We start from the raw sequence: 18,522 nt of genomic DNA on the forward strand, positions 1-18,522 counted from the left end.
CCCCCGTGTCTGGCCCCGCAAACCTGATGCCCCCGAACGGGGACACGATCAGCGTAAACCGGCCCGCAGACAAAAACGGGGCCCGCGCCCCCCAGCGCAGGCCCCACCCGAATAACCCCCCACTCACCTGCTGAAAGGCGGAAGCAGTAGGCGCCGACCAGTATAAACGGTCCAGGCCGATCTTGGGGGGCGCTTTGAGCAGCAACAACACCACCGGCACACCCTGCCACCTCTGCGGACGCCCATCAGGCGACGACGCATACGCCTGCACCACATGCGCCGAAACCCTGCGCGACGCGCTGCGCGAGATCACCGGGGAGGACCTGCCGCACGGGCTCGCCGACGACCTCGACACCGCCCTCGCCAAACAGGGCACCAAGCCGGAACGCGACGGCGCCCGCACCAAAGCGTCCGAGGTGCCGCTGCCCATCGACGTCCGCGCCAGTGAGGCCGCCGGCGTGCTGCGGAACACCCTGGCGACGTGGGTCCGCGTCGTCCACGAAGACCAGCCGAAGCCGCTGCCCGTCGACGCGCTCCCGGCCATGGCCGGCTGGCTCCTGCCCCTGTGCGGGTGGCTGCGCGGCCGCGACTACGGGCCCGAGTGCATCGACGAGATCACGCACGCCGTGCAGCAGGCGCGGCGCGCCGTGGACATCCCCGCGGTGTCCGTGTACGTCGGGCCGTGCGAATGCGGTGCCGCCGTCTACGCCCGCACCGGATCGCCGCTCGGGACGTGCCGAGAGTGCGGCGCCCAGTGGGGTGTTGCCGAGCAGCGCGAATGGATGCGCAACGCGGCCGAAGACACCCTCATGACCGCAGCCGAGATCGCCCGCGCCACCTCACGGCCCTCCGCACTCGTCTCACCCGGCACCGTCCGGTCGTGGGCCTCACGCGGACGTTTGGAAGCGCACGGGCACAACGAGCGCAAGCATCCGCTCTACCGGCTAGGAGATGCACTCAACCTGCTCGCACCCGAAGGACAGATCGCATCATGACCGAGAAGATCTACACCCTGAACGACCTCCCCGAGCAGGGCGGCATCGGCCCGTACTGCTACGACGCCTGCTACGAGAAGACCGTCGACGGGCACGACATGTGCCCCGGCAATATGGTCTTCTTTCAGTGCGGGTGCCCCTGTCACTCCACAAGAGATCAGACGGCAACTGCCGACTACGACGAGACGCTCGCCATTCGCGGCCCCGGCGGCGAACTCATCGACACCCTTATGCGCTCCGGACACCAAGACGGGTGCCGCGACGGGCGTCACGCCCCCGGATGCATCCACGCCCCCGACTGCCCCAGCATCGCTGGACGCGACGGGCCACGATGCGACTGCGGCATGCCCGGACGTGAACCCCTCGATGACGGGGTTGACTAGCCACGCCTGGTGTTGTAGTTGCGCGTGAGGTGCCCGGTGTGCAACGCTTAGATCAGCTTCAATAGAGCTTCTGTCGCAAAGGCCCGGTGAGCACTCGCTCCCGGGCCTTACGCATGCCACGCGCCACCCGGCCCCGGTACCGTCGCTTCATGGACACCCCCCACACGATGCCCGCCTGGAAGAAGTGGGTCATCGGCGCAGGTATCGTCCTTGCGCTCGGACTCGTCGGAGGCGCCATGCAAGCCGCCGGCATCACCCCCGACCCACAGGGGGAGCCCCAACCCGACCCCACCCCCCGGGCCACCCACAACGCCCCCGCCCCCCAAGCCGAGGGCACCCCCACCAACGGGGCACCCCGGGAGGGCGCCTACCTGGAGGCGGTGTACCGGGACGCCCGGGCCAACGGGTCCGGCATCCACGGGTACGGGGACGAAAAGGTGCTCAACCTCGGCTACGGCGTGTGCGACGACCTCGCCAACGGCATGGCGCCGACCGACGTCGTGAAGTCCCTCAAGGGCACCAGCCACGCCGTGTCCGCCATCGCACCCCAGATCGTGGGCCACGCCCAGACCTACCTGTGCCAGTGAGGTGAGCGCGTGCAGCCGCTGGACTACAGGCGAGGACGCAGCGGCCGCCCGCTCGCGCGCGCCAAGGCCCGACTCAAGCGCGAAGGCTCCAACGTGTGCTGGTCGTGTGGCAAGCCGATCGATCTGAGCCTCGACGTTCGCCATCCGATGTCATGGACGCTCGACCACGCGACGCCGCTCAGCCGCGGTGGTGACCCGCTCGACCCGAGCAACCACCGCGAAGCGCACCGGCGCTGCAACTCGATCCGCGGCAACCGCGCCGACGTCACCTGGCCCAAGCAGGCCACCAGCCGAGCCTGGTAGTCCCAGCACGGCCAGGAGGGGGAAGCCCGGTGACCTGCGGCGATACCACCCACCCCCCACCCCCACCCCCACACGGGGGGGCTCTGACCTGCGGTTTTGTGGCGCCGGTTGACCCCGCCGCCTCCTGACCGTTTTTCTCTCTGGCGTGAAATCCCCGAGGGGGTGGGCCTGGTGGGCTTCTCCGAGGAGGTCGTCTCGGGCGATCGCCGCCGCGCACTCCAGGCGCTGCGCGACGAGCTCGCGGCGCGGATTCCCGCGGCCTCCGACCGGGAGGCGGCGCCGCTGGCGACCCAGTTGCGGCAGGTGCTCGCGGAGCTTGATGCACTGAATACCGGCGAGGAGGGCGACGTTGTCGACGATCTCTCCGCCCGCCGGGCTGCGCGGCGTGCAGGTGCCGCGGATCAGGGTGGCGCCGCCGGCGCCGAGTAGCGCTGGGCAGGACGCGATCGATTTGGCGGCCTCCTGCGGCCTGGTGCTGGACCCGTGGCAGAAGCTGGTGCTGAACGAGGCGCTGGGGGAGCGGGCCGACGGGCAGTGGGCGTCATTCGAGATCGGGCTGATCGTGGCCCGGCAGAACGGCAAGGGCAGCATCCTCGAAGCGTTGGAGTTGGCCGGCCTCTTCCTGTGGGAGGAGGAGCTGATCATCCACAGCGCGCACGAGTTCCGCACCGCCAAGGACGCGTTCCGGCGGCTGACGAACCTGATCGAGCGCAACCCGAAGCTGAAGGCCCGGGTGCGGCAGGTGTCGCTGTCCAAGGGCGAAGAGGGCATCGAGCTCAAGGACCGGCGCCGGATCCGGTTCACGACCCGCACGGGCGGCGGCGGGCGCGGCCTGACGGCGGATCGGATCATCCTGGATGAGGCCTACAACCTGAGCGATGACCACATGTCGGCGCTGCTGCCGACGATCAGCGCGCGGCCGAACCCGCAGATCCTCTACACCACGAGCGCGCCGGACAAGGACCTGGCGCCGTGCGAGGTGATCGCCCGGGTGCGCCGCCGCGCGATCGACGGTGACCCGGTGGGCGACCGGCTGGCGTTCTTCGAGTGGTCGGCCGACACGCACCGGGCGTGGTGCCCGCCGGAGTGCGCCGAGCACGACGACCGCGAGGACCCGCAGGTGTGGGCCAAGACCAACCCCGGGCTGGGGATCCGGCTGGGCACGGAGAAGATCGAAGGGTTCCTTCGGTCGATGTCGCCGCAGGGGTTCGACCGCGAGGTGCTCAGCGTCGGGAACTACCCGGTGGAGGGCAACGGGTGGCAGGCCATCGGCGAGGACGCGTGGACCGCCCTGGAAGATGCGCTGTCACAGCCGCGCAACCCGGTGGCGTTCGCTGCCGATGTGACGCCGGAGCGGTCCATGGGCGCGATCGCCGCGGCGGGCCGCCGCCCGGACGGGCTGTTCCATGTCGAGATCGTCGAGCACCGGCCGGGGGTGACGTGGATGGCGCCGCGGCTGGAGGAACTCGTGAGCAAGTGGAAACCGGCGGCGGTCGCGATCGGGAACTTCGGCCCCGCGGCGGCGCTGATCCCGGACCTGGAGGCAAAGGACATCACAGTCATAAAGGCGTCCCTGAATGAGCGGGCGGCGGCGGCGGGCGGGTTCATCGACGGGTGCGTCCCGCCGACCTCGGCGCCGGCGTCGTGGCGGTCGTCGGTGCGCCACCTGGGTCAGGGGTCGTTGACGGGTGCGGTGGCGTCGGCCACGCAGCACCCGGTGGGCCGCGACGGCGCGTTCGTGTGGGGCCGCGACACGGTGTCCTCGGACATCAGTCCGCTGGTGGCCGCGTCGCAGGCGCTGTGGGCCTACCGCAAGTTCGGGACCAAACCCGCGGCGCCGACGCCGTTCGCTCTGGTGGGTGACTGATGGGGTGGTGGCAGCGGCTGCTGGGCCGCGAGCAGGCGGCCCGACAGGAGTCGCGCGGGTCGACGCAGGACTGGGTGGATGCGGTGCTGGCCGCCCAGGAGGCGGGGCTGCTGCGCACGACGATGGGAACGCTGGAGGAGGAGCAGGTCGGCTCCACCCTCAACGGGCTGGTCAAGTCGAACGGGCCGGTGTTCGCGCTGACGCTGGCGCGGATGCAGGTGTTCTCCCAGGCCCGGTTCCAGTGGACCCGCTTCGAGCGCGGCGAGCCCGGTGACCTGTTCGGGTCGCCGGAGCTGGGGGTGCTGGAGCGGCCGTGGCCGGGCGGCACCACCGCGGACCTGCTGGCGCGCATGGAGTTGGACGTGACGGGTGCGGGCAACGCCTACATCCGCCGTATCCGCCGCCGCTCGGGTGGACGGGTTTCGGCGGATCGGCTGGTGCGGTTGCGTCCGGACTGGATGACGATCGTTCTGGGCTCCAACGAGGACGCCGACCACCCGGCCGAGGCCGCCGACGTTGAACTACTGGGCTATGCCTACCTCCCTCGGGGCGGCCGAGGCGAGCGCGCGGTGATGCTGGCGCCGGATGAGGTGGCGCATTTCGCGCCGTACCCGGACCCCGACGGGGTGTTCGTGGGCATGTCGTGGATCACCCCGGTGATTCGGGATGTGCTCGGCGACAACCTGCAGACCGACCACAAGCGGGCGTTTCTGCGCAACGCGGCGACGCCCAACCTCGGGCTGAAGTTCGATCCCAGCGTCACCCTGGAGCAGGTGCGCGAGTTCAAGGCGATGTTCGAGGCCGAGCACCAGGGCGCGGCCAACGCCTACAAAACCGTCTACCTGGGCGGCGGCGCTGACCCGATCCCGCTGGGCAAGGACTTCCAGCAGCTCGAATTCTCCGTGACCCAGGGCAAAGCCGAATCGCGGATCGCGTCCGCGGCCGGTGTCCCCCCGTCGTGGGTCGGGTTCTCCGAAGGCCTCCAAGGCTCGGCGCTGAACGCGGGCAACTTCACCGCAGCCCGCCGCCGCATGGGCGATGGGACGCTGCAGCACCTGTGGGCGAACGCGGCGGCGTCGCTGCAGATGATCCTGGAGCCGCCCGATTCGCAGACAGGGGCTCCGCCGAACCTGTGGTTCGCGACCCGCGGGATGCCGTTCCTGGCGATGGACGCCCAGGATCAGGCGCAGGTGCAGTCGCAGGAAGCCAGCACGATCGTGACGCTGGTCAAGGACGGGTTCACCCACGCCAGTGCGGTCGCCGCGGTGATCAACCGGGATTGGAACCGGTTGGAGCCGCAGACCGACGACAAGGGTCGCCCGCTGGCGAGCGTGCAACTGCGGCCGCCCATGACATCGACAGACGGTGACCAGGACAACGGGGCCGGTCAGGCGCCGGGAGGTGCAGAAGAGTGACCGATCTGATGGAGGGGCGGCGCGCCGAGGTTCCGCCTCGTGATGACGTGCTGCGGCAGGCGCCGTTCGCGCTGCGCGCGGCCGCCGACGACGGTGAGGCCGACGACGGTGAGGCCGATGACGGGCTGACGCTGGACGGGTTCGCCGCGGTGTTCAACCGCGAGACGATCATCGACTCGTGGGAGGGCCGGTTCCGCGAGGCCATCGCGCCGGGGGCGATGAAGAAGAGCTTCCGGGAGAACCCGCCGCGGATCCAGTTCGACCACGGCCGGCACCCGCTCATCGGGTCGATCCCGATCGCGTCGGTGCAGCGGATCGCTGAGGAGTCCGACCCGGAGCTGGCGCCTGATGGCGGCGCCCATGTGATCGGGCGGCTGCACGACAACTGGCTGATCGAACCCGTCCGCGACGCGATCGCGTCCCGGTCGGTCGACGGCATGTCGTTTCGCTTCGGCGTTGTCCGCCAGCGGTGGTTCGACGCGTCCGGCAAGGAGATCCGCGACGAGGAGGCGCTGCGTGAGGCGCTCATGCGGTCCTGGCTGGAGGACGTGCCCGACGACGAGCTGATCCTGCGCGAGTTGCGCGAACTGAAGGTCCCCGAGGTCGGCCCTGTTGTGTGGCCGGCCTACGAGGCGACGTCGGTGGGGGTGCGCTCCACCGTCATCGACCTCTCCACGATCCACGAACCGGACACCCGCAAGGCTCTCGCCCGCGCCGTCCTCATGGCGGACGCGGCCGAGCAGGAGCCCGAGCAGGCGGCGGCGCCGCCCGCCACCGACGCACGCGCGCATGACGCGTCGGCCGGCGAGCACGACGAGCAGCCTGCCCGCGAGGCTCCACCCGAAGAAGAGAAGAAGGACGACGAGCCGCAACCCACCGAGCAGGCGCCCGCGGCGGCGTCTCCGGCCGGCACGCACTCGGTCTACGCAGGCAGGGACTACGACGCTGACTGGTATCTCCCTGCCCCTGATCAGATGCGCCCCTGGTAGAGGGGCCGACCGAACCCTGGAAACCCCGCCCGTGTGCGGGGTTTTCGCATGCCTGGAAGGAGGCGACCCCATGGGCGCGATGCCTGATGAGGAGCCGCGTTACCTGGAGGAGCGCGAAGAGCGCATCAAGGAGATCGACAGCAGGATCGCCGAGCTGGACGCTGAGTTCACCGGCACCCGCATGTCGGCGGAGGCGCGTGAGGAGTGGAACGGGCTCAACGCCGAGCGCGACGAGCACGCCACCACCGTGAAGGAGATGCGGGCGCGCCGCGACCGGCTGCAGCAGATCACCGCGAACCCCGCTTCGGCGGCCGGTTCGACGGAGCGGGGCGCCCCGGAGGCGCCGTCGTTCATCAAGTCGCGCGGCAACGACATCTACGAGCTGTCGCGGGTGCGCGCGGAGTCCTCCTCGGAGGAGGAGTTCCGCGAGAAGGTGCACGACAACGCCCGCCGTGCGGTGGAGCGCGCGAAGTTCCCGATGGTGGGCGGCCAGTCGCGTGAGGCCACCGCCGAGCACGTCGAGGATCTGCTGGCGCGCACCGACGGCCGGGACGGGTGGCTGGCCAAACGCATCCTGACCACCGGAAACCCCGTCTACGACCGCGCATTCGGCAAGGCCGTCATGTACGGGCCGCACACCTGGACGACCGAGGAGCAGCGGCAGATGGCGCTGTCCCCGGACTCCGCGGGCGGGTTCGCGGTCCCGTTCCAACTCGACCCCACCGTGATCCTGACGTCGGACGGCTCCACGAGCCCGCTGCGGCAGATCGCCCGGGTGGAGCAGATTACCTCCAAGACGTGGCAGGGCATCACCTCCTCGGGTGTGACCGTGTCCCGGTCGGACGAGGCGGCAGAAGCCGGCGACGAGTCCTTCACAGTGGGCCAGCCCGAGGTCACCCCGACCCGGGTCATCGCCAACGTCGAGTTCTCCGTGGAGGTCGACCAGGACTGGCCGCAGCTCCGCTCGGAGATCTCGCGGCTGCTGATGGACGCCAAGGAGCGCGAGGAAGACAGCTCGTTCGTCACCGGCGACGGCACGGGCAACAACCCTGGCGGTATCGCCCAGACCCTGGCGGCCGGCTCCGAGGTGGAGATGGCCAGCGCGGGCACGCTGAGCGTGGAGGACCTCTACGACCTGGAGTCGGAGACCCCGGTGCGGTTCCGCTCCCGGGGCCGGTTCCTCGGCAACAAGAACACCTACAACAAGATCCGCGACCTGAGCACCGGCAGCGACGGCGGTGACCTGTGGGTGCGGCTCGGCTCGGGCCAGCCCTCGGAGCTGCTGGGCTACCCGGCCTACGAGGCGTCGGCGATGGACTCCATCGGCGACGCCGACGGGCGGGTGCTGGTGTTCGGCGACTTCTCCCAGTTCCTGATCGTGGACCGGCTGGGGATGACGGTGGAGCTGCAGCCGCACGTGCTGGGCAGCTCGAACCGGCGGTGGACGGGTCAGCGCGCGGTCGTCGCGATCTGGCGCAACACCTCCGAAGTCCTGGTCAGCAACGCGTTCCGGGTGCTGGTGGACCCGACCGCCAGCTAACCCGCTTCGCGGCCCCGCCCCGGTGAACGGGGCGGGGCCGCTGTCTGGAGGCATGATGAGCGAACCGAAGTTGCTGATTGCGCGCACGAGCGCGGTGATCACCGAGGGGCGGCGCAGCTACCGCATCAAGCGCGGTCAGACTGTGGTCCGCGCCGACGACCCGGTGGTGCGCGGCCGCGAGCACCTGTTCCGTGAGCTGACGGTGACCCGACTGGGGCACCGCGCCACGGCGGAGCCGACCCCGCCGCGTCCGGCGCGGACGATGGAGGACGCCACGGCGGTCCCGGGCCGGCCGCGTGAGGCCGACGTAACCGCGGGCGCGCCCGTCGAGCCGGAGCCCGAGCAGCCACGCGAAGAACCGGCGGAGCAGTCAGCCGAGGCCGCGGACGAACCCGCCTCCGAGGAGGAAGCGCCGGAACCGTCGACGCGCGAGGTGCGGGCGTGGGCCCGCGAGAACGGCATGGACGTTCCCTCCCGCGGCCGAGTGCCCGACGAGGTGGTGGCCGCCTACAAGCGGGCGCACGGCCACGGGTGGTGACCGATGGCGCTCGGCGACCCCTACGGCACCCTGCAGGACCTCAAGGATCGGCTGAGCATCGTCGACACCGACGACGACGCAGAGCTGACCAGCGCCCTGGCGGCGGCGTCGCGGGGTGTGAACCGGTTCTGCAACCGCCAGTTCAACAAGACCACCACGGCCACAGGCCGGCAGTTCGACGCGACCACCGCGACCCTGCTGCTGGTCGACGATTTCCACACGACCACTGACCTGGTGGTCGACGGCACCGCCTACGACTCCAGCGTGCATGTGCTGGAGCCGCTGAACGGGATGGTCGACGGCGAACCGGGGTGGCCCTACTGGCGCATCCGCAACGCCGGCGGCGACTACACGACCAGCGCGACGGTGACGGTGACCGCCCAGTGGGGGTGGGCGGAGGTGCCCGCGTCGGTGACCGAGGCGGCGCTGATCACCGCCATGGAGATCACGAAACTGTCCGACGCGCCCTTCGGTGTGCAGGGCAACGCCGAGATGGGCCTGATCCGCATCCGGGAGAACCATCGGATCTCCAGCATGCTCGCGCCGTACCGGCGCCGCGCCGTCGCCGTCGCCTGAACTGATCAAGACCCGAGGAGAACGACAGTGGCCTCTGTGAGTGCGGTCCGCCAGGTACTGGCCGCTCGCCTGGCGACGATCGACGGTCTGCGCGTCAACGAGTACGTCGCGGGGTCCATCACCCCGCCCGCCGCGGCGATCCTGCCCGGCCTGGGCAGTGAGACCTCCACCGGCCGCCCGGCGATCGAGTACGACAAGGCGTTCGGTCGCGGCGCCCACAAGATGCACTTCCTGGTCAAAGTGGCCGTGTCCACGGCGCACAACGAGGCGTCGCAGGCCGAACTGGACGCCTACCTCGACTCCGACGGGGCGAAGTCGCTGAAGGAGGCGATCGAGGCCGACATGGACGCGTTGGAGCTCGACGACGAGCACGTCGCCGACTACGCCAATGTGCCCGGTGTCGTGCACTACGGCATCATCCAGTGGGGCAACGTCGACTACCTCGGCGCTGACGTGCACGTCGAGGTGCTGGCGCGGTGACCGTGCGGGTGCTGCTGCTGGGGGCGCCCCAGAAGCAGGGCGACGGCGACTGCTGGCATGACGACATCGCCATCGGCGGCCGCGAACTGGGTTGGCAGGTGGACTACCGGCAGGTGCACGGCGCCTCCGTCGAGGACCTGGTGCGGGCCGCCAAGGGCGCGGACCTGGTGGTGTGGGCGCGCACCCACGGGCACGAACCCGACGGGGACGCCGCCGCGATGCTGCGGCGCATGGAGGATGCCGGGTCGGTCACTGTCGGGATCCATTTCGACCTGTACTGGGGGCTGTCGCGGCGCGAGCAGCGCATCGGCAACGACGACTGGTGGACGTGCCAGTACGTGTTCACCGCTGACGGCGGCGACCGCGACTGGGCGGGCCGCGGCGTCAACCACCACTGGCTGCCGCCCGCCGCGAGCACGCGGTTCTTCGGCCGCGGCGACGCCCATCAGGCAAAGCGCGGCTACGAGGCGGTGTTCGTCGGCGGAAACGTCGCCACGATCCACGGGCGCCACCGCGCCGACCTGCTGGCGTGGTGCCGACGGCGGTGGGGGGAGCGGTTCGCCCACATCGGCGCGCGCGACCGCAGCAAGGTGTGGGGGCGAACGCTCAACGACCTCTACGCCGCGACCGGTGTGGTGGTGGGGGATTCGGCGCCGGCCGACTACTACTGGTCGGATCGGCTGCCGCGCACGCTGGGCCGCGGGGGACTGCTGGCCTACCCGCGGACCGAGGGCATGGAGCAGCTCGGATTCACCGGCGACGTACTGCTGCCCTACGCCCGGGGCCGGTTCGACCAGATCGGCGCCCAGCTCGACGCGCTCTCACCCGCGCGGGCGCGGGAGATGACCGACGCGGCACTGACCCTGGTGGAGGAGCGGCACCTGTTCCGCCACCGCATGCGGCAGGTCGCCGAGACGGTGGGGCTGGCGTGAGGGTCCTCGTCGCCGCGTCGGGCGACCAGTCCAAGTGGGGAAACCACCTGGGGGTGCCGTCGCATCTGGCGCCAGTCGGCGGTCGGCCGCTGCTGGCGCGCACCGTCGACCAGGTGCTCGCCCACACCGGCGACGTGCATGTGACCGTCCCGCCCGGCGATGAGCGCTACACCGCCGCGGCTTCGGGCGCCGTCGCGCACGAACGTGGGCCCGGCATGGCGAGCGAGTATGCCGCCACCCGCGACCTGTGGTCGACCGAGGGCCGCACCGTGCTCCTTCTCGGGGATGTCTACTTCACCGACGCCGCCACCACTCAGATCCTCACCTGCCGCCGGCGGATGTTCCGGGTGTTCGGGCGGCGCCGCGGCAGTCGCCTGACGGGGTGCGGCCACGGGGAGATCTTCGCGGTGTCGTGGTGGCCCGCCCACCACGCCCAAATGGATGAGCACCTGGGGCTGGTGCACAGCATGCGAGCCTCGGGTGCCATCACGCGGCCGCCGGGGTGGATGCTGCTGCGGGCGTGGCAGGACACGCCGTTGGAGCAGCACCGGGTGCGCGCGCAGTACTTCGAGACCATCGACGACCTCACCGACGACTTCGACTACCCCTCCGACTACGACCGCCACCCTGCGGTGGGGCGGCCGCAGTGACAGTCGAAGCGCTGCCCGCGCTACTGCGGCGGCACGGGGTTGCTCCGCGCGGCGTGGTGCACGTCGGCGCGCACCTAGGCCAAGAGGTCCCGGCCTACCGCGCGGCGGGTTTCGCGCGGATCGTGCTCGTCGAGCCCCACCCGGTCCTGGCCGCCGCCCTGCGCGAGATGCCGGGGGTGGAGGTGGTGGAGGGCGCGTGCGCGGCAGAGCCGGGAACCGGCCTACTGCACGTGACCTCCCACGACAAGCTGTCGAGCCTGCAAGAGCCGGTCGCGGGCCGCCGAGTCGTTGCCACGGTCGACGTCGCGGTGCACCGCCTGGCCGAGCTGGTGGATGCCACGGTCAACGTCGCGGTGATCGACGCCCAGGGCGTCGAGCTGGAGGTGCTGGCGGGCGCCCCACTGGACACGCTGGAGGTGGTTGTGGTCGAGACCTACGTCCGCCGCAAGCAGGGCGGGGCTCCCGCCCATGCGGAGGTCGTCGGGTTCATGGCCAGGCAGGGCTGGGTGCCGGTGGCGCAGTGGCCACTGGACCGGGCCGGCCGCAATCTCGACGTGGTGTTCGCGAGACCCCGGTGAGGCGCCTGGTGGTGACCGGCACGGGCCGGTGCGGCACCCGGTACGCCTCCCATGTGCTGCGCGCCGCCGGTGTGGTCTGTGGCCACGAGCAGGTGTTCACGTTCGGCGTCGCCCGCGGGCGCACGCCGCGGTGGCGCGGCTTCGAGGCGGACGCGTCCTGGCTGGCAGTGCCGCGGCTGAGCGAGGTGCGGGCGCGGACGGTGCTGCTGGTGCGCCACCCGCTCGACGTCGCCCACAGCATGCTGCAGCTGGGCTGGTTCACCCCGCAGCGGGCCAGCATCAGCCGGGTCCTGGCCGCGGTGGATCCGCGGATCCTCGGCGAGCCCACACGGGCGGATCAGGCTATGGCGTTGTGGCTGCGGTGGAACACCGTGGCGCGCCCACACGCCGCCCACGTGGTGCGGTTCGGCGACCTAGTGGCCGACCCCGCAGTGCTGCTTCGGGCTGCCGGAGTGGCCGCCCGGGCGGCGCCGGGAGCGCTGGAGGCGATCCACGCCGACACGACCAAGACCAACAGCAAGGTCGACCGCAAACAGCCGCACCCGCGCCCCGCATGGGGCGACATCCGCCCCAGCCTGCGCGAGCAGGCCCAGGAGCTGGCCGCGGAGTTCGGCTACCCGCGAGAGGAGACATGACATGGCCAAGCGGTATGTGGTGGTCGGCCGGATGCCGGTGCTCGGCAAGCGCCGCGGCGACCACGTGTACCTGGAGGACGACCACGCGGCCCGGATGATGCGCCAGGGCCACGTGGAAGAGGCCGCCGAACCGGCGTCCACCCCGAAGCCGGCTGCGGCCGAGCGCGCGACGCCGCGCCGCTCGACCCGGCGCACTTCGCGTGTCAGCGCACCCCAGTCTGAGGAGTCGGCCCCCGCGGCCGTGGCCTCCTCGCCCGAGCCGCCCGAACAGGCGGCTGATCAGGACACGTCGGCCGGCGAGCGGCCGCAGGAGATGAAGGAGGCCGGCGATGGCTAAGCCGATCGTGCTCAAGAACTGCCACATCGAGGTCGACGGGGTGACCCTGTCGGACAACTCCAACTCGGTGACGGTGAACCGCACGAAGAACGAGGTGGAAACCACCAGCTTCGGCAGCGGTGGAACCCGGCGGGCCTACGGGCTTTCCGACGACAGCTTCGAGATCCAGTTCATGCAGGCCTACGTTGCCGGGTCGGTCGACTCCACCCTCGCCCAGCTCCACGAGGACGAGGAGGAATTCGAGGTCGTGGTGCGGCCCAAGGGCGACCCGGTCGGCGCCGACAACCCCGAGTACACCGGTACGTGTGTGCTGCTGGAGTACACGCCGCTGGACGGCGCCCCCGGCGAGCTGTCGGAGGTCAGTGTGACGTTCCCGGCGCAGGGGTCGATCTCGCGGGCGACGGCCTCGTCCTGATGCCGCCGCGCACCAGGACCCCGGCGGGCGGTGGCGGCGGTCAGGGTTTCGGAATCGAGATCGAGACCGGGCGGGAAGTCGCCCGGGTGGCGGCCGAGCTGCGCGCGATCGACAAGAAGGCGCCCACGCGGTTCCGCGCGGAGCTGCGCAAGGCCGCGGCCGCCGGGGTGAAGAAGGTCAAGTCCGAGGTCAAGCAGGTGCCCGCCAAGGGCGCCGGGGGCGGCACGAAGCAGCACCCGCACAAGCGCGGCCAGTTGCGGCGCACGGTCGCGCGCGGGGTGCGGGCCCGGGCTTCCACCAAGTCGGGGCTGCGGATCGTCACCGCCATGCCTGAGCCCAACCAGAAGGTGATCCCGCGAGCACTGGATTCACGGATCCGCCAGGGCGGGTGGCGCCACCCCGTCTTCGGAAACCGGGAGGCGTGGGCGACCCAGACGACCGGCGGGTCCTGGTTCCTGGAGCCGCTGGGCGAGATGCGGTCGCAGGTGCTCGGCAACGTCCGCAAGGTGCTCGACGGCGCCGCCGAGCAGGTCGCCAAGGCGGGCGAGTGAGCCCGCAGGGGGCGCCCACGCGTGACGAGGCGCTCGCGAACGCGGCGCGGCTGCTGCGTGAGGCTGAGCTGATCCAGGACCGCGGGCTGATGGAGCGCTACACCGAGATGGCCAACTCTTGGCTGACGATCGCCTCGGTGCTGCAGGACAGCGAGCCCGCTTGAGCGTGGGGCGGCCGGGTTCTCGGGCCCCCGGCCGCCCCACATGACATCAGGCCCGATGGACCCGAGGAGGCCCGGAATGGCTGGAGCGAAGCAGCCCGTCAAGGCTGAGATGACCAAGCTCGGCGCGGACAAGACTGCACCGGAGGACGCGGCCGAGGCCGCCGAAGCCGAGGCGACCGATCGCCGCTACGTGCTGCAGGTGCCCACCGGCGAAGGGGAGACCCTGGAGCTGGTGCTCCCGCGCAGGTGGAAGCGGTTCAAGTTCATGCGGCGCATGGCCGCCGGCGACCTGTGGGGCGCGATCGAGGTGATCGGATTCGCCGAGGAACAGATGGAACGGCTCGAAGAAGCCGACATCGACGAGGACGAATTCGAGGCCTCCGTCAAGGCGCTCGCGCAGGCGGTCACCGGCAGCAGCGAGGGCGCCGAGGGGGGCGAGCAGGGAAAGTCGTCGGGCTCGAAGGGGTAGTCCCGCGGCACCTGCTGCAACTCGCCGTCCTGGTGAGCCACTACCCCGAGGACGTCGAGGCCGACCTCGCGCGCTACTACCCGCGTGACGCGGACCAGTTCGAGGCGTTCTGCCGCGGCGACATGACGATCCGCCGGCTGCATGTGCTGGTGTCGCGGCTGCCGAAGGGGTCGGCCACCTACGCGGTGCGGGCGGGCGGGCGCGACCGCGCGGACTGGGACGAGCTCGTCGAGCTGACCGCAAAGGCGGTGGAGGCCCAGCGCGAGGCGAACCTGCTGTACCAGCAGGCCAACGTCGACGACAAGAAGCGGCACACGCTACCCAAGGACATCGAGCGGGTGCCGCGGCCCTGGCCCGACGACGAAGACGACACCTGAAAAGCGAACCCGAGGGGGTGATCCGTCGTGGCGTCGGTGACCTCTCTCGGGTTCAACATCTTCGCGAAATGGTCCGGCAAGGGTGTGCGCGACGCCGTCAAGGACGTCGACGGGATGAGCGGGCGCCTGCAGTCGGCCGGGTCGGCGATGCGCGGCGTCGGCGAAACCATGACGGCGTCGGTGACCGCCCCCCTGGCGGCGGTCGGTGGGCTGGTCATCAAGACCGCCGGCGACTTCGAGCAGTCGATGCAGCGGGTCGCCGCGGTGTCGGGGGCGACCGGCGGCGAGATGTCGAAGCTGACCGAGCTCGCCAAGGATCTGGGGGCGACGACCCAGTTCTCGGCGTCGGAGGCGGCCGACGGGATGCAGTTCCTGGCCATGGCCGGGTTCGACGCCCGCGAGACGATGCAGGCGCTGCCCGGGGTGCTGGATCTCGCGGCGGCCGGCGCGGTCGAGCTCGGTGTGGCCGCCGACGTGGCGTCCAACATCCTGTCGGGCTACGGCATGGAGGCCAAGGACATCGGGGGCGTCAACGACGTCCTCGCGAAGACGTTCACCTCGACGAACACCACGTTGGAGATGCTCGGCGAGTCCATGAAGTACGTGGGCCCGGTCGCCGCGTCCGCCGGGCTCAGTTTCGAGGAGATCTCCGCCGCGATCGGCCTGCTCGGCAACGCCGGCATCCAGGGGTCCGAGGCGGGCACGGCGCTGCGCGGGTCGATCGCGCGGCTGCTGTCTCCGACGGCCGCGGTGTCCTCCAAGCTGTCGGAGCTCGGCGTGACGGTCACCGACGCGAAGGGCAACCTGCTGCCGCTGGTGAACATCATCGGGCAGTTGGAGGACTCCGGCGCGGACACCGCCGACATCATGACGATCTTCGGACAGGAAGCCGGCCCGGCGATGGCCGCCCTCATCGGGCAGGGGTCCGGCGCGCTCAAGGGCCTGACCGGTGAGCTGAAGAACGCGGGCGGCACCGCCGAATCCATCGCGAAGACGCAGATGGAGGGCTTCAACGGGTCGGTGAAGGAGCTGCAGTCGGCAGCCGAAGGCTTAGCCATCGCCGTGGCCGAGTCCGGGCTGCTGTCCTGGATGACCACGGCGGCCGAGGCGGTCACCGGGTGGGTGCAAGCGCTGGGCAAATCCAACCCGATGATCCTGAAAGTCGGGACCGTCATCGCGCTGCTCGTCGCCGTCCTGGGTCCTGTGCTGATCTTCGTGGGGGCGCTGGTCGCCTCCATCGGCGCGATCGCCGCGGTGATGACCCCGGTGATCGGGATTGTGATCGGCGTGGTTGCCGGCATCATCGCGCTCGGTGCGGCACTGGTGGTGGCGTGGAAGAGGTCCGACGTGTTCCGCAACGTCGTCATGGGTGCCTGGTCCGGCATCAAGGCCGGCTGGGACGCGCTGTGGAACGGCGCACTGAAACCCGGGCTGATGGCGCTGCTGGGCTGGTGGCGGTCAGTGTGGCCGCAGATCAAGGGCACCGCAATTGAGGTGTGGGGCGCCATCGTCGATTGGGCGATGGAGATCTGGCCCAAGCTCAAGGCCATCTTCGACCGGATCGCGATGATGGTGATGGCGACCTTCGCCGACCTCAAGGCGTTCTGGAACACCTGGGGCGGGGTGATCACCGGGATCTTCGTGGCGATCGGCGCGGTCGTCGGCGGGATTCTGCTGGGCGCGTTTCAGATCATCGTGTCCGTGGTGAAGGGGCTGTGGCAGGCCCTGTCGGGGATCATCTCCGGGATCCTCGACGTGATCATCGGGATCCTCGACGTTTTCATCGGCCTGTTCACCGGCGACTGGCAGCGCATGTGGGACGGCGTCAAGCGGATCTTCTCGGGGATCTGGACCGCCATCGTCGGTGTCTTCAAGGGCGTCGTGACGATCCTCGACGGGGTCGTCCAGGGCGTCATCACCGCGATCACGAAGCCGTTCATCTGGTTGTGGAACTGGATGGTCGGCAACTCCCTGATCCCGGACCTGGTCAACGCCGTCGTGTCGTGGTTCCGCAAGCTCCGCGCGTGGGCGGGCAAGATCTGGGACACCATCCGCGCGTGGATCGTGGCGCGGGTCATGCTGCTGTACCGGCGGGTGCTGTTCTTCGTGCTGCGGCTGCGGCTGCAGGCGATCGGGACGTTCATGAAGCTGCGGGCGCGCGCCGTCGCGATCTTCACCGCGATCCGGGATTGGATCATCGCGCGGGTGCTGTACCTGCACCGGCGGGTGGTCGCCACGGTTCTGACGCTGCGCAACACGGTGATCGCCCGGTTCCTGTACCTGCGCAACAAAGCCAGGGCGATCTGGGACACCGTCCGCGACTGGATCGTCTCCCGCGCTCGCGCGCTGCGCGACCGGGTGGTCGACGCCGTCCGCGCGCTGCGCAACCGAGTCATCGACTCGTTCCAGGCCGCGAAGGACGGGGTGAAGCGGGCGTGGAACAAGCTGCGCGACGTCGCGTCGGCCCCCGTCAAGTTCGTCGTGAACACGGTCTACAACGACGGGCTCAGGAAGCTGTGGAACAAGGTCGCCGAGAAGGTGCCCGGCATCTCCTCGATCGGGAAGGTGCGGCTGCCGCGCGGATTCTCCGGCGGCGGTGTGCTGGGCGGCTACCAGCGCGCCAAGCGCGACGACGTGATGACGCCGATGCGGCGCGGTGAGGGCGTCCTGGTGCCCGAGGTGGTCCGCGGGCTCGGGCCCGGTTTCGTGCACGCCCTCAACCACGCGGGCAACACCGGCGGCGTCTCGGCGGTGCGCAAACTGTCCGAGGAGACCAACCAGATGGGGCTCGGGCAGGCCCCGATGCACCACACCGGCCGGTATGCCAGCAAGGCGGGGTTCGCCAAGGGCGGCATCACCGGGTGGCTGTCGGACAAGTGGTCGGACGTGGTGGGCAAGGTTAAGTCGTGGGCGACCAAACCCCTCAACAGCCTGCGCGACCGGCTCGCCGACAAGTTCGGCCGCGGCGACAACTTCGAGGGCATCCCGTTCCACGTGTTCCAGATGATCCGGAAGAAGGTCATCGACCGGTTCAAGAAGGCCGACGACGATTACGCCGCGTCCATGGTGGGTGGCGCCGACTCGTGGGTGGGGCTCGCCTCGGCCAGCGAGCGGTTGCGGCGGGCGGCCCGGTTCGCGCGCGCCCAGCACGGTGAGCCCTATGTGTGGGGCGGTGCGGGGCCGCACGGGTTCGACTGCTCGGGTTTCACTGGGTCCATTGAGAACTCGATCCGCGGTGTGGGGCCCTATTTTCGGCGGTACTCCACGCACAGCTTCGTCGGGTCGGGCCCGGCCGGGTGGAAGCGGAACCTCCGCAGCCCCTACATGGTCGGGATCACCAACGCGGGCGTCGGCCACACCGCCGGGACGCTGATGGGGGTCAACGTCGAGTCGTCCGGGTCCGCCGGGGTGCGGGTCGGCGGGGGCGCCCGCGGCGCGGGCGATCCGATGTTCACCTCCCGGTGGGGGTTCGCCCCGGTCGCCGGCGACCAGGCCGCGTCCGGGAAGGCCACCGGCGGGCTGGTGTTCGACCGGGGCGGGTACGCGCCGGCGGGCAAGTCGATCATCGACAACCGGACCGGCCGCCCCGAGCCTTTGCGGCGTGGCGAGGAGCGGCCGTCGCGCAACTACTACATCACCGTCAAGGCGGGGCCCGCCTCGGATCCGGCGGCGATCGGCAAGGCCGCGGTCGAGGCGATCCAGCAGTACGAGCGTCGGTCCGGCAAACGGTGGCGGGAATAG

General features: G+C 70.6%; 23 protein-coding genes. All 23 read left to right on the plus strand.

The features are described 5' to 3' along the window. Window positions 1-194: 194 nt before the first annotated feature. The 23 genes from ABD284_RS12285 (at window position 195) to ABD284_RS12395 (ending at window position 18,522) form a co-directional block, all read left to right on the plus strand. Window positions 195-995: a hypothetical protein gene (locus ABD284_RS12285; protein WP_344142987.1), complete on the plus strand. Its 801-nt coding sequence runs from the start codon at window positions 195-197 to the stop codon at window positions 993-995. Further along, on the plus strand, window positions 992-1,378 hold the full coding sequence (locus ABD284_RS12290; protein ID WP_344142988.1) for a hypothetical protein: 387 nt from the start codon (window positions 992-994) through the stop codon (window positions 1,376-1,378). The genes ABD284_RS12285 and ABD284_RS12290 overlap by 4 nt, the downstream gene beginning before the upstream one ends. A gap of 149 nt (window positions 1,379-1,527) precedes the next feature. Continuing rightward, window positions 1,528-1,965, plus strand: a complete 438-nt coding sequence (locus tag ABD284_RS12295) for a DUF732 domain-containing protein (RefSeq protein ID WP_344142989.1) — start codon at window positions 1,528-1,530, stop codon at window positions 1,963-1,965. A 9-nt stretch (window positions 1,966-1,974) separates the two neighbouring features. Beyond that, a complete protein-coding gene (locus ABD284_RS12300; protein WP_344142990.1) occupies window positions 1,975-2,268 on the plus strand; it encodes an HNH endonuclease in 294 nt (97 codons plus the stop codon). A 171-nt stretch (window positions 2,269-2,439) separates the two neighbouring features. Next, complete coding sequence (locus tag ABD284_RS12305; protein ID WP_344142991.1) at window positions 2,440-2,697, plus strand: hypothetical protein; 258 nt, start codon at window positions 2,440-2,442, stop codon at window positions 2,695-2,697. A 22-nt stretch (window positions 2,698-2,719) separates the two neighbouring features. Further along, complete coding sequence (locus tag ABD284_RS12310; RefSeq protein ID WP_344142992.1) at window positions 2,720-4,135, plus strand: hypothetical protein; 1,416 nt, start codon at window positions 2,720-2,722, stop codon at window positions 4,133-4,135. Then, window positions 4,135-5,550: a phage portal protein gene (locus ABD284_RS12315; protein ID WP_344142994.1), complete on the plus strand. Its 1,416-nt coding sequence runs from the start codon at window positions 4,135-4,137 to the stop codon at window positions 5,548-5,550. Before ABD284_RS12310 ends, ABD284_RS12315 begins: the two co-directional genes overlap by 1 nt. Next, complete coding sequence (locus ABD284_RS12320) at window positions 5,547-6,539, plus strand: HK97 family phage prohead protease (RefSeq protein ID WP_344142995.1); 993 nt, start codon at window positions 5,547-5,549, stop codon at window positions 6,537-6,539. The genes ABD284_RS12315 and ABD284_RS12320 overlap by 4 nt, the downstream gene beginning before the upstream one ends. A 70-nt stretch (window positions 6,540-6,609) precedes the next feature. Beyond that, the gene (locus ABD284_RS12325) at window positions 6,610-8,079 is read left to right on the plus strand and encodes a phage major capsid protein (protein ID WP_344142996.1); all 1,470 of its coding nucleotides are present in this window, start codon (window positions 6,610-6,612) and stop codon (window positions 8,077-8,079) included. Window positions 8,080-8,134: 55 nt separating this feature from the next. Continuing rightward, window positions 8,135-8,617, plus strand: a complete 483-nt coding sequence (locus ABD284_RS12330) for an Lsr2 family DNA-binding protein (RefSeq protein WP_344142997.1) — start codon at window positions 8,135-8,137, stop codon at window positions 8,615-8,617. Between the two features lie 3 nt (window positions 8,618-8,620). After that, complete coding sequence (locus tag ABD284_RS12335; RefSeq protein WP_344142998.1) at window positions 8,621-9,193, plus strand: head-tail connector protein; 573 nt, start codon at window positions 8,621-8,623, stop codon at window positions 9,191-9,193. 27 nt (window positions 9,194-9,220) lie between these two features. After that, the gene (locus ABD284_RS12340; RefSeq protein WP_344142999.1) at window positions 9,221-9,673 is read left to right on the plus strand and encodes a hypothetical protein; all 453 of its coding nucleotides are present in this window, start codon (window positions 9,221-9,223) and stop codon (window positions 9,671-9,673) included. After that, complete coding sequence (locus ABD284_RS12345) at window positions 9,670-10,605, plus strand: glycosyltransferase family protein (protein ID WP_344143000.1); 936 nt, start codon at window positions 9,670-9,672, stop codon at window positions 10,603-10,605. The genes ABD284_RS12340 and ABD284_RS12345 overlap by 4 nt, the downstream gene beginning before the upstream one ends. Beyond that, window positions 10,602-11,255, plus strand: a complete 654-nt coding sequence (locus ABD284_RS12350) for a hypothetical protein (protein ID WP_344143001.1) — start codon at window positions 10,602-10,604, stop codon at window positions 11,253-11,255. Before ABD284_RS12345 ends, ABD284_RS12350 begins: the two co-directional genes overlap by 4 nt. Next, a complete protein-coding gene (locus ABD284_RS12355; RefSeq protein WP_344143002.1) occupies window positions 11,252-11,833 on the plus strand; it encodes an FkbM family methyltransferase in 582 nt (193 codons plus the stop codon). The genes ABD284_RS12350 and ABD284_RS12355 overlap by 4 nt, the downstream gene beginning before the upstream one ends. An 11-nt stretch (window positions 11,834-11,844) precedes the next feature. Continuing rightward, on the plus strand, window positions 11,845-12,468 hold the full coding sequence (locus ABD284_RS12360; RefSeq protein WP_344143004.1) for a hypothetical protein: 624 nt from the start codon (window positions 11,845-11,847) through the stop codon (window positions 12,466-12,468). Between the two features lies 1 nt (window position 12,469). Then, window positions 12,470-12,805, plus strand: coding sequence for a hypothetical protein (locus ABD284_RS12365; RefSeq protein WP_344143005.1), 336 nt, complete (start codon window positions 12,470-12,472; stop codon window positions 12,803-12,805). Further along, the gene (locus ABD284_RS12370) at window positions 12,798-13,220 is read left to right on the plus strand and encodes a hypothetical protein (protein ID WP_344143007.1); all 423 of its coding nucleotides are present in this window, start codon (window positions 12,798-12,800) and stop codon (window positions 13,218-13,220) included. The genes ABD284_RS12365 and ABD284_RS12370 overlap by 8 nt, the downstream gene beginning before the upstream one ends. Then, window positions 13,220-13,771 (plus strand): hypothetical protein, encoded by a 552-nt coding sequence (locus ABD284_RS12375; protein WP_344143008.1) that lies wholly within the window; start codon window positions 13,220-13,222, stop codon window positions 13,769-13,771. Before ABD284_RS12370 ends, ABD284_RS12375 begins: the two co-directional genes overlap by 1 nt. Further along, the gene (locus ABD284_RS12380; protein WP_344143011.1) at window positions 13,768-13,935 is read left to right on the plus strand and encodes a hypothetical protein; all 168 of its coding nucleotides are present in this window, start codon (window positions 13,768-13,770) and stop codon (window positions 13,933-13,935) included. The genes ABD284_RS12375 and ABD284_RS12380 overlap by 4 nt, the downstream gene beginning before the upstream one ends. A gap of 76 nt (window positions 13,936-14,011) precedes the next feature. Beyond that, entirely contained in the window at window positions 14,012-14,404 is a 393-nt protein-coding gene (locus tag ABD284_RS12385; protein WP_344143013.1) for a hypothetical protein, read from the plus strand. Window positions 14,405-14,436: 32 nt separating this feature from the next. Further along, the gene (locus ABD284_RS12390; RefSeq protein WP_344143014.1) at window positions 14,437-14,781 is read left to right on the plus strand and encodes a hypothetical protein; all 345 of its coding nucleotides are present in this window, start codon (window positions 14,437-14,439) and stop codon (window positions 14,779-14,781) included. A 36-nt stretch (window positions 14,782-14,817) separates the two neighbouring features. After that, complete coding sequence (locus ABD284_RS12395) at window positions 14,818-18,522, plus strand: phage tail tape measure protein (RefSeq protein ID WP_344143016.1); 3,705 nt, start codon at window positions 14,818-14,820, stop codon at window positions 18,520-18,522.

Source organism: Streptomonospora arabica (assembly GCF_039531585.1).
Lineage (GTDB): Bacteria > Actinomycetota > Actinomycetes > Streptosporangiales > Streptosporangiaceae > Streptomonospora > Streptomonospora halophila.

Excerpts from the sequence above, each read along its gene's own strand:
- ABD284_RS12290 (WP_344142988.1), top strand. The coding sequence starts at position 992 with ATGACCGAGAAGATCTACACCCTGAACGACCTCCCCGAGCAGGGCGGC.
- ABD284_RS12295 (WP_344142989.1), top strand. The coding sequence starts at position 1,528 with ATGGACACCCCCCACACGATGCCCGCCTGGAAGAAGTGGGTCATCGGC.
- ABD284_RS12315 (WP_344142994.1), top strand. The coding sequence starts at position 4,135 with ATGGGGTGGTGGCAGCGGCTGCTGGGCCGCGAGCAGGCGGCCCGACAG.
- ABD284_RS12325 (WP_344142996.1), top strand. The coding sequence starts at position 6,610 with ATGGGCGCGATGCCTGATGAGGAGCCGCGTTACCTGGAGGAGCGCGAA.
- ABD284_RS12330 (WP_344142997.1), top strand. The coding sequence starts at position 8,135 with ATGAGCGAACCGAAGTTGCTGATTGCGCGCACGAGCGCGGTGATCACC.
- ABD284_RS12335 (WP_344142998.1), top strand. The coding sequence starts at position 8,621 with ATGGCGCTCGGCGACCCCTACGGCACCCTGCAGGACCTCAAGGATCGG.
- ABD284_RS12365 (WP_344143005.1), top strand. The coding sequence starts at position 12,470 with ATGGCCAAGCGGTATGTGGTGGTCGGCCGGATGCCGGTGCTCGGCAAG.
- ABD284_RS12370 (WP_344143007.1), top strand. The coding sequence starts at position 12,798 with ATGGCTAAGCCGATCGTGCTCAAGAACTGCCACATCGAGGTCGACGGG.
- ABD284_RS12375 (WP_344143008.1), top strand. The coding sequence starts at position 13,220 with ATGCCGCCGCGCACCAGGACCCCGGCGGGCGGTGGCGGCGGTCAGGGT.
- ABD284_RS12385 (WP_344143013.1), top strand. The coding sequence starts at position 14,012 with ATGGCTGGAGCGAAGCAGCCCGTCAAGGCTGAGATGACCAAGCTCGGC.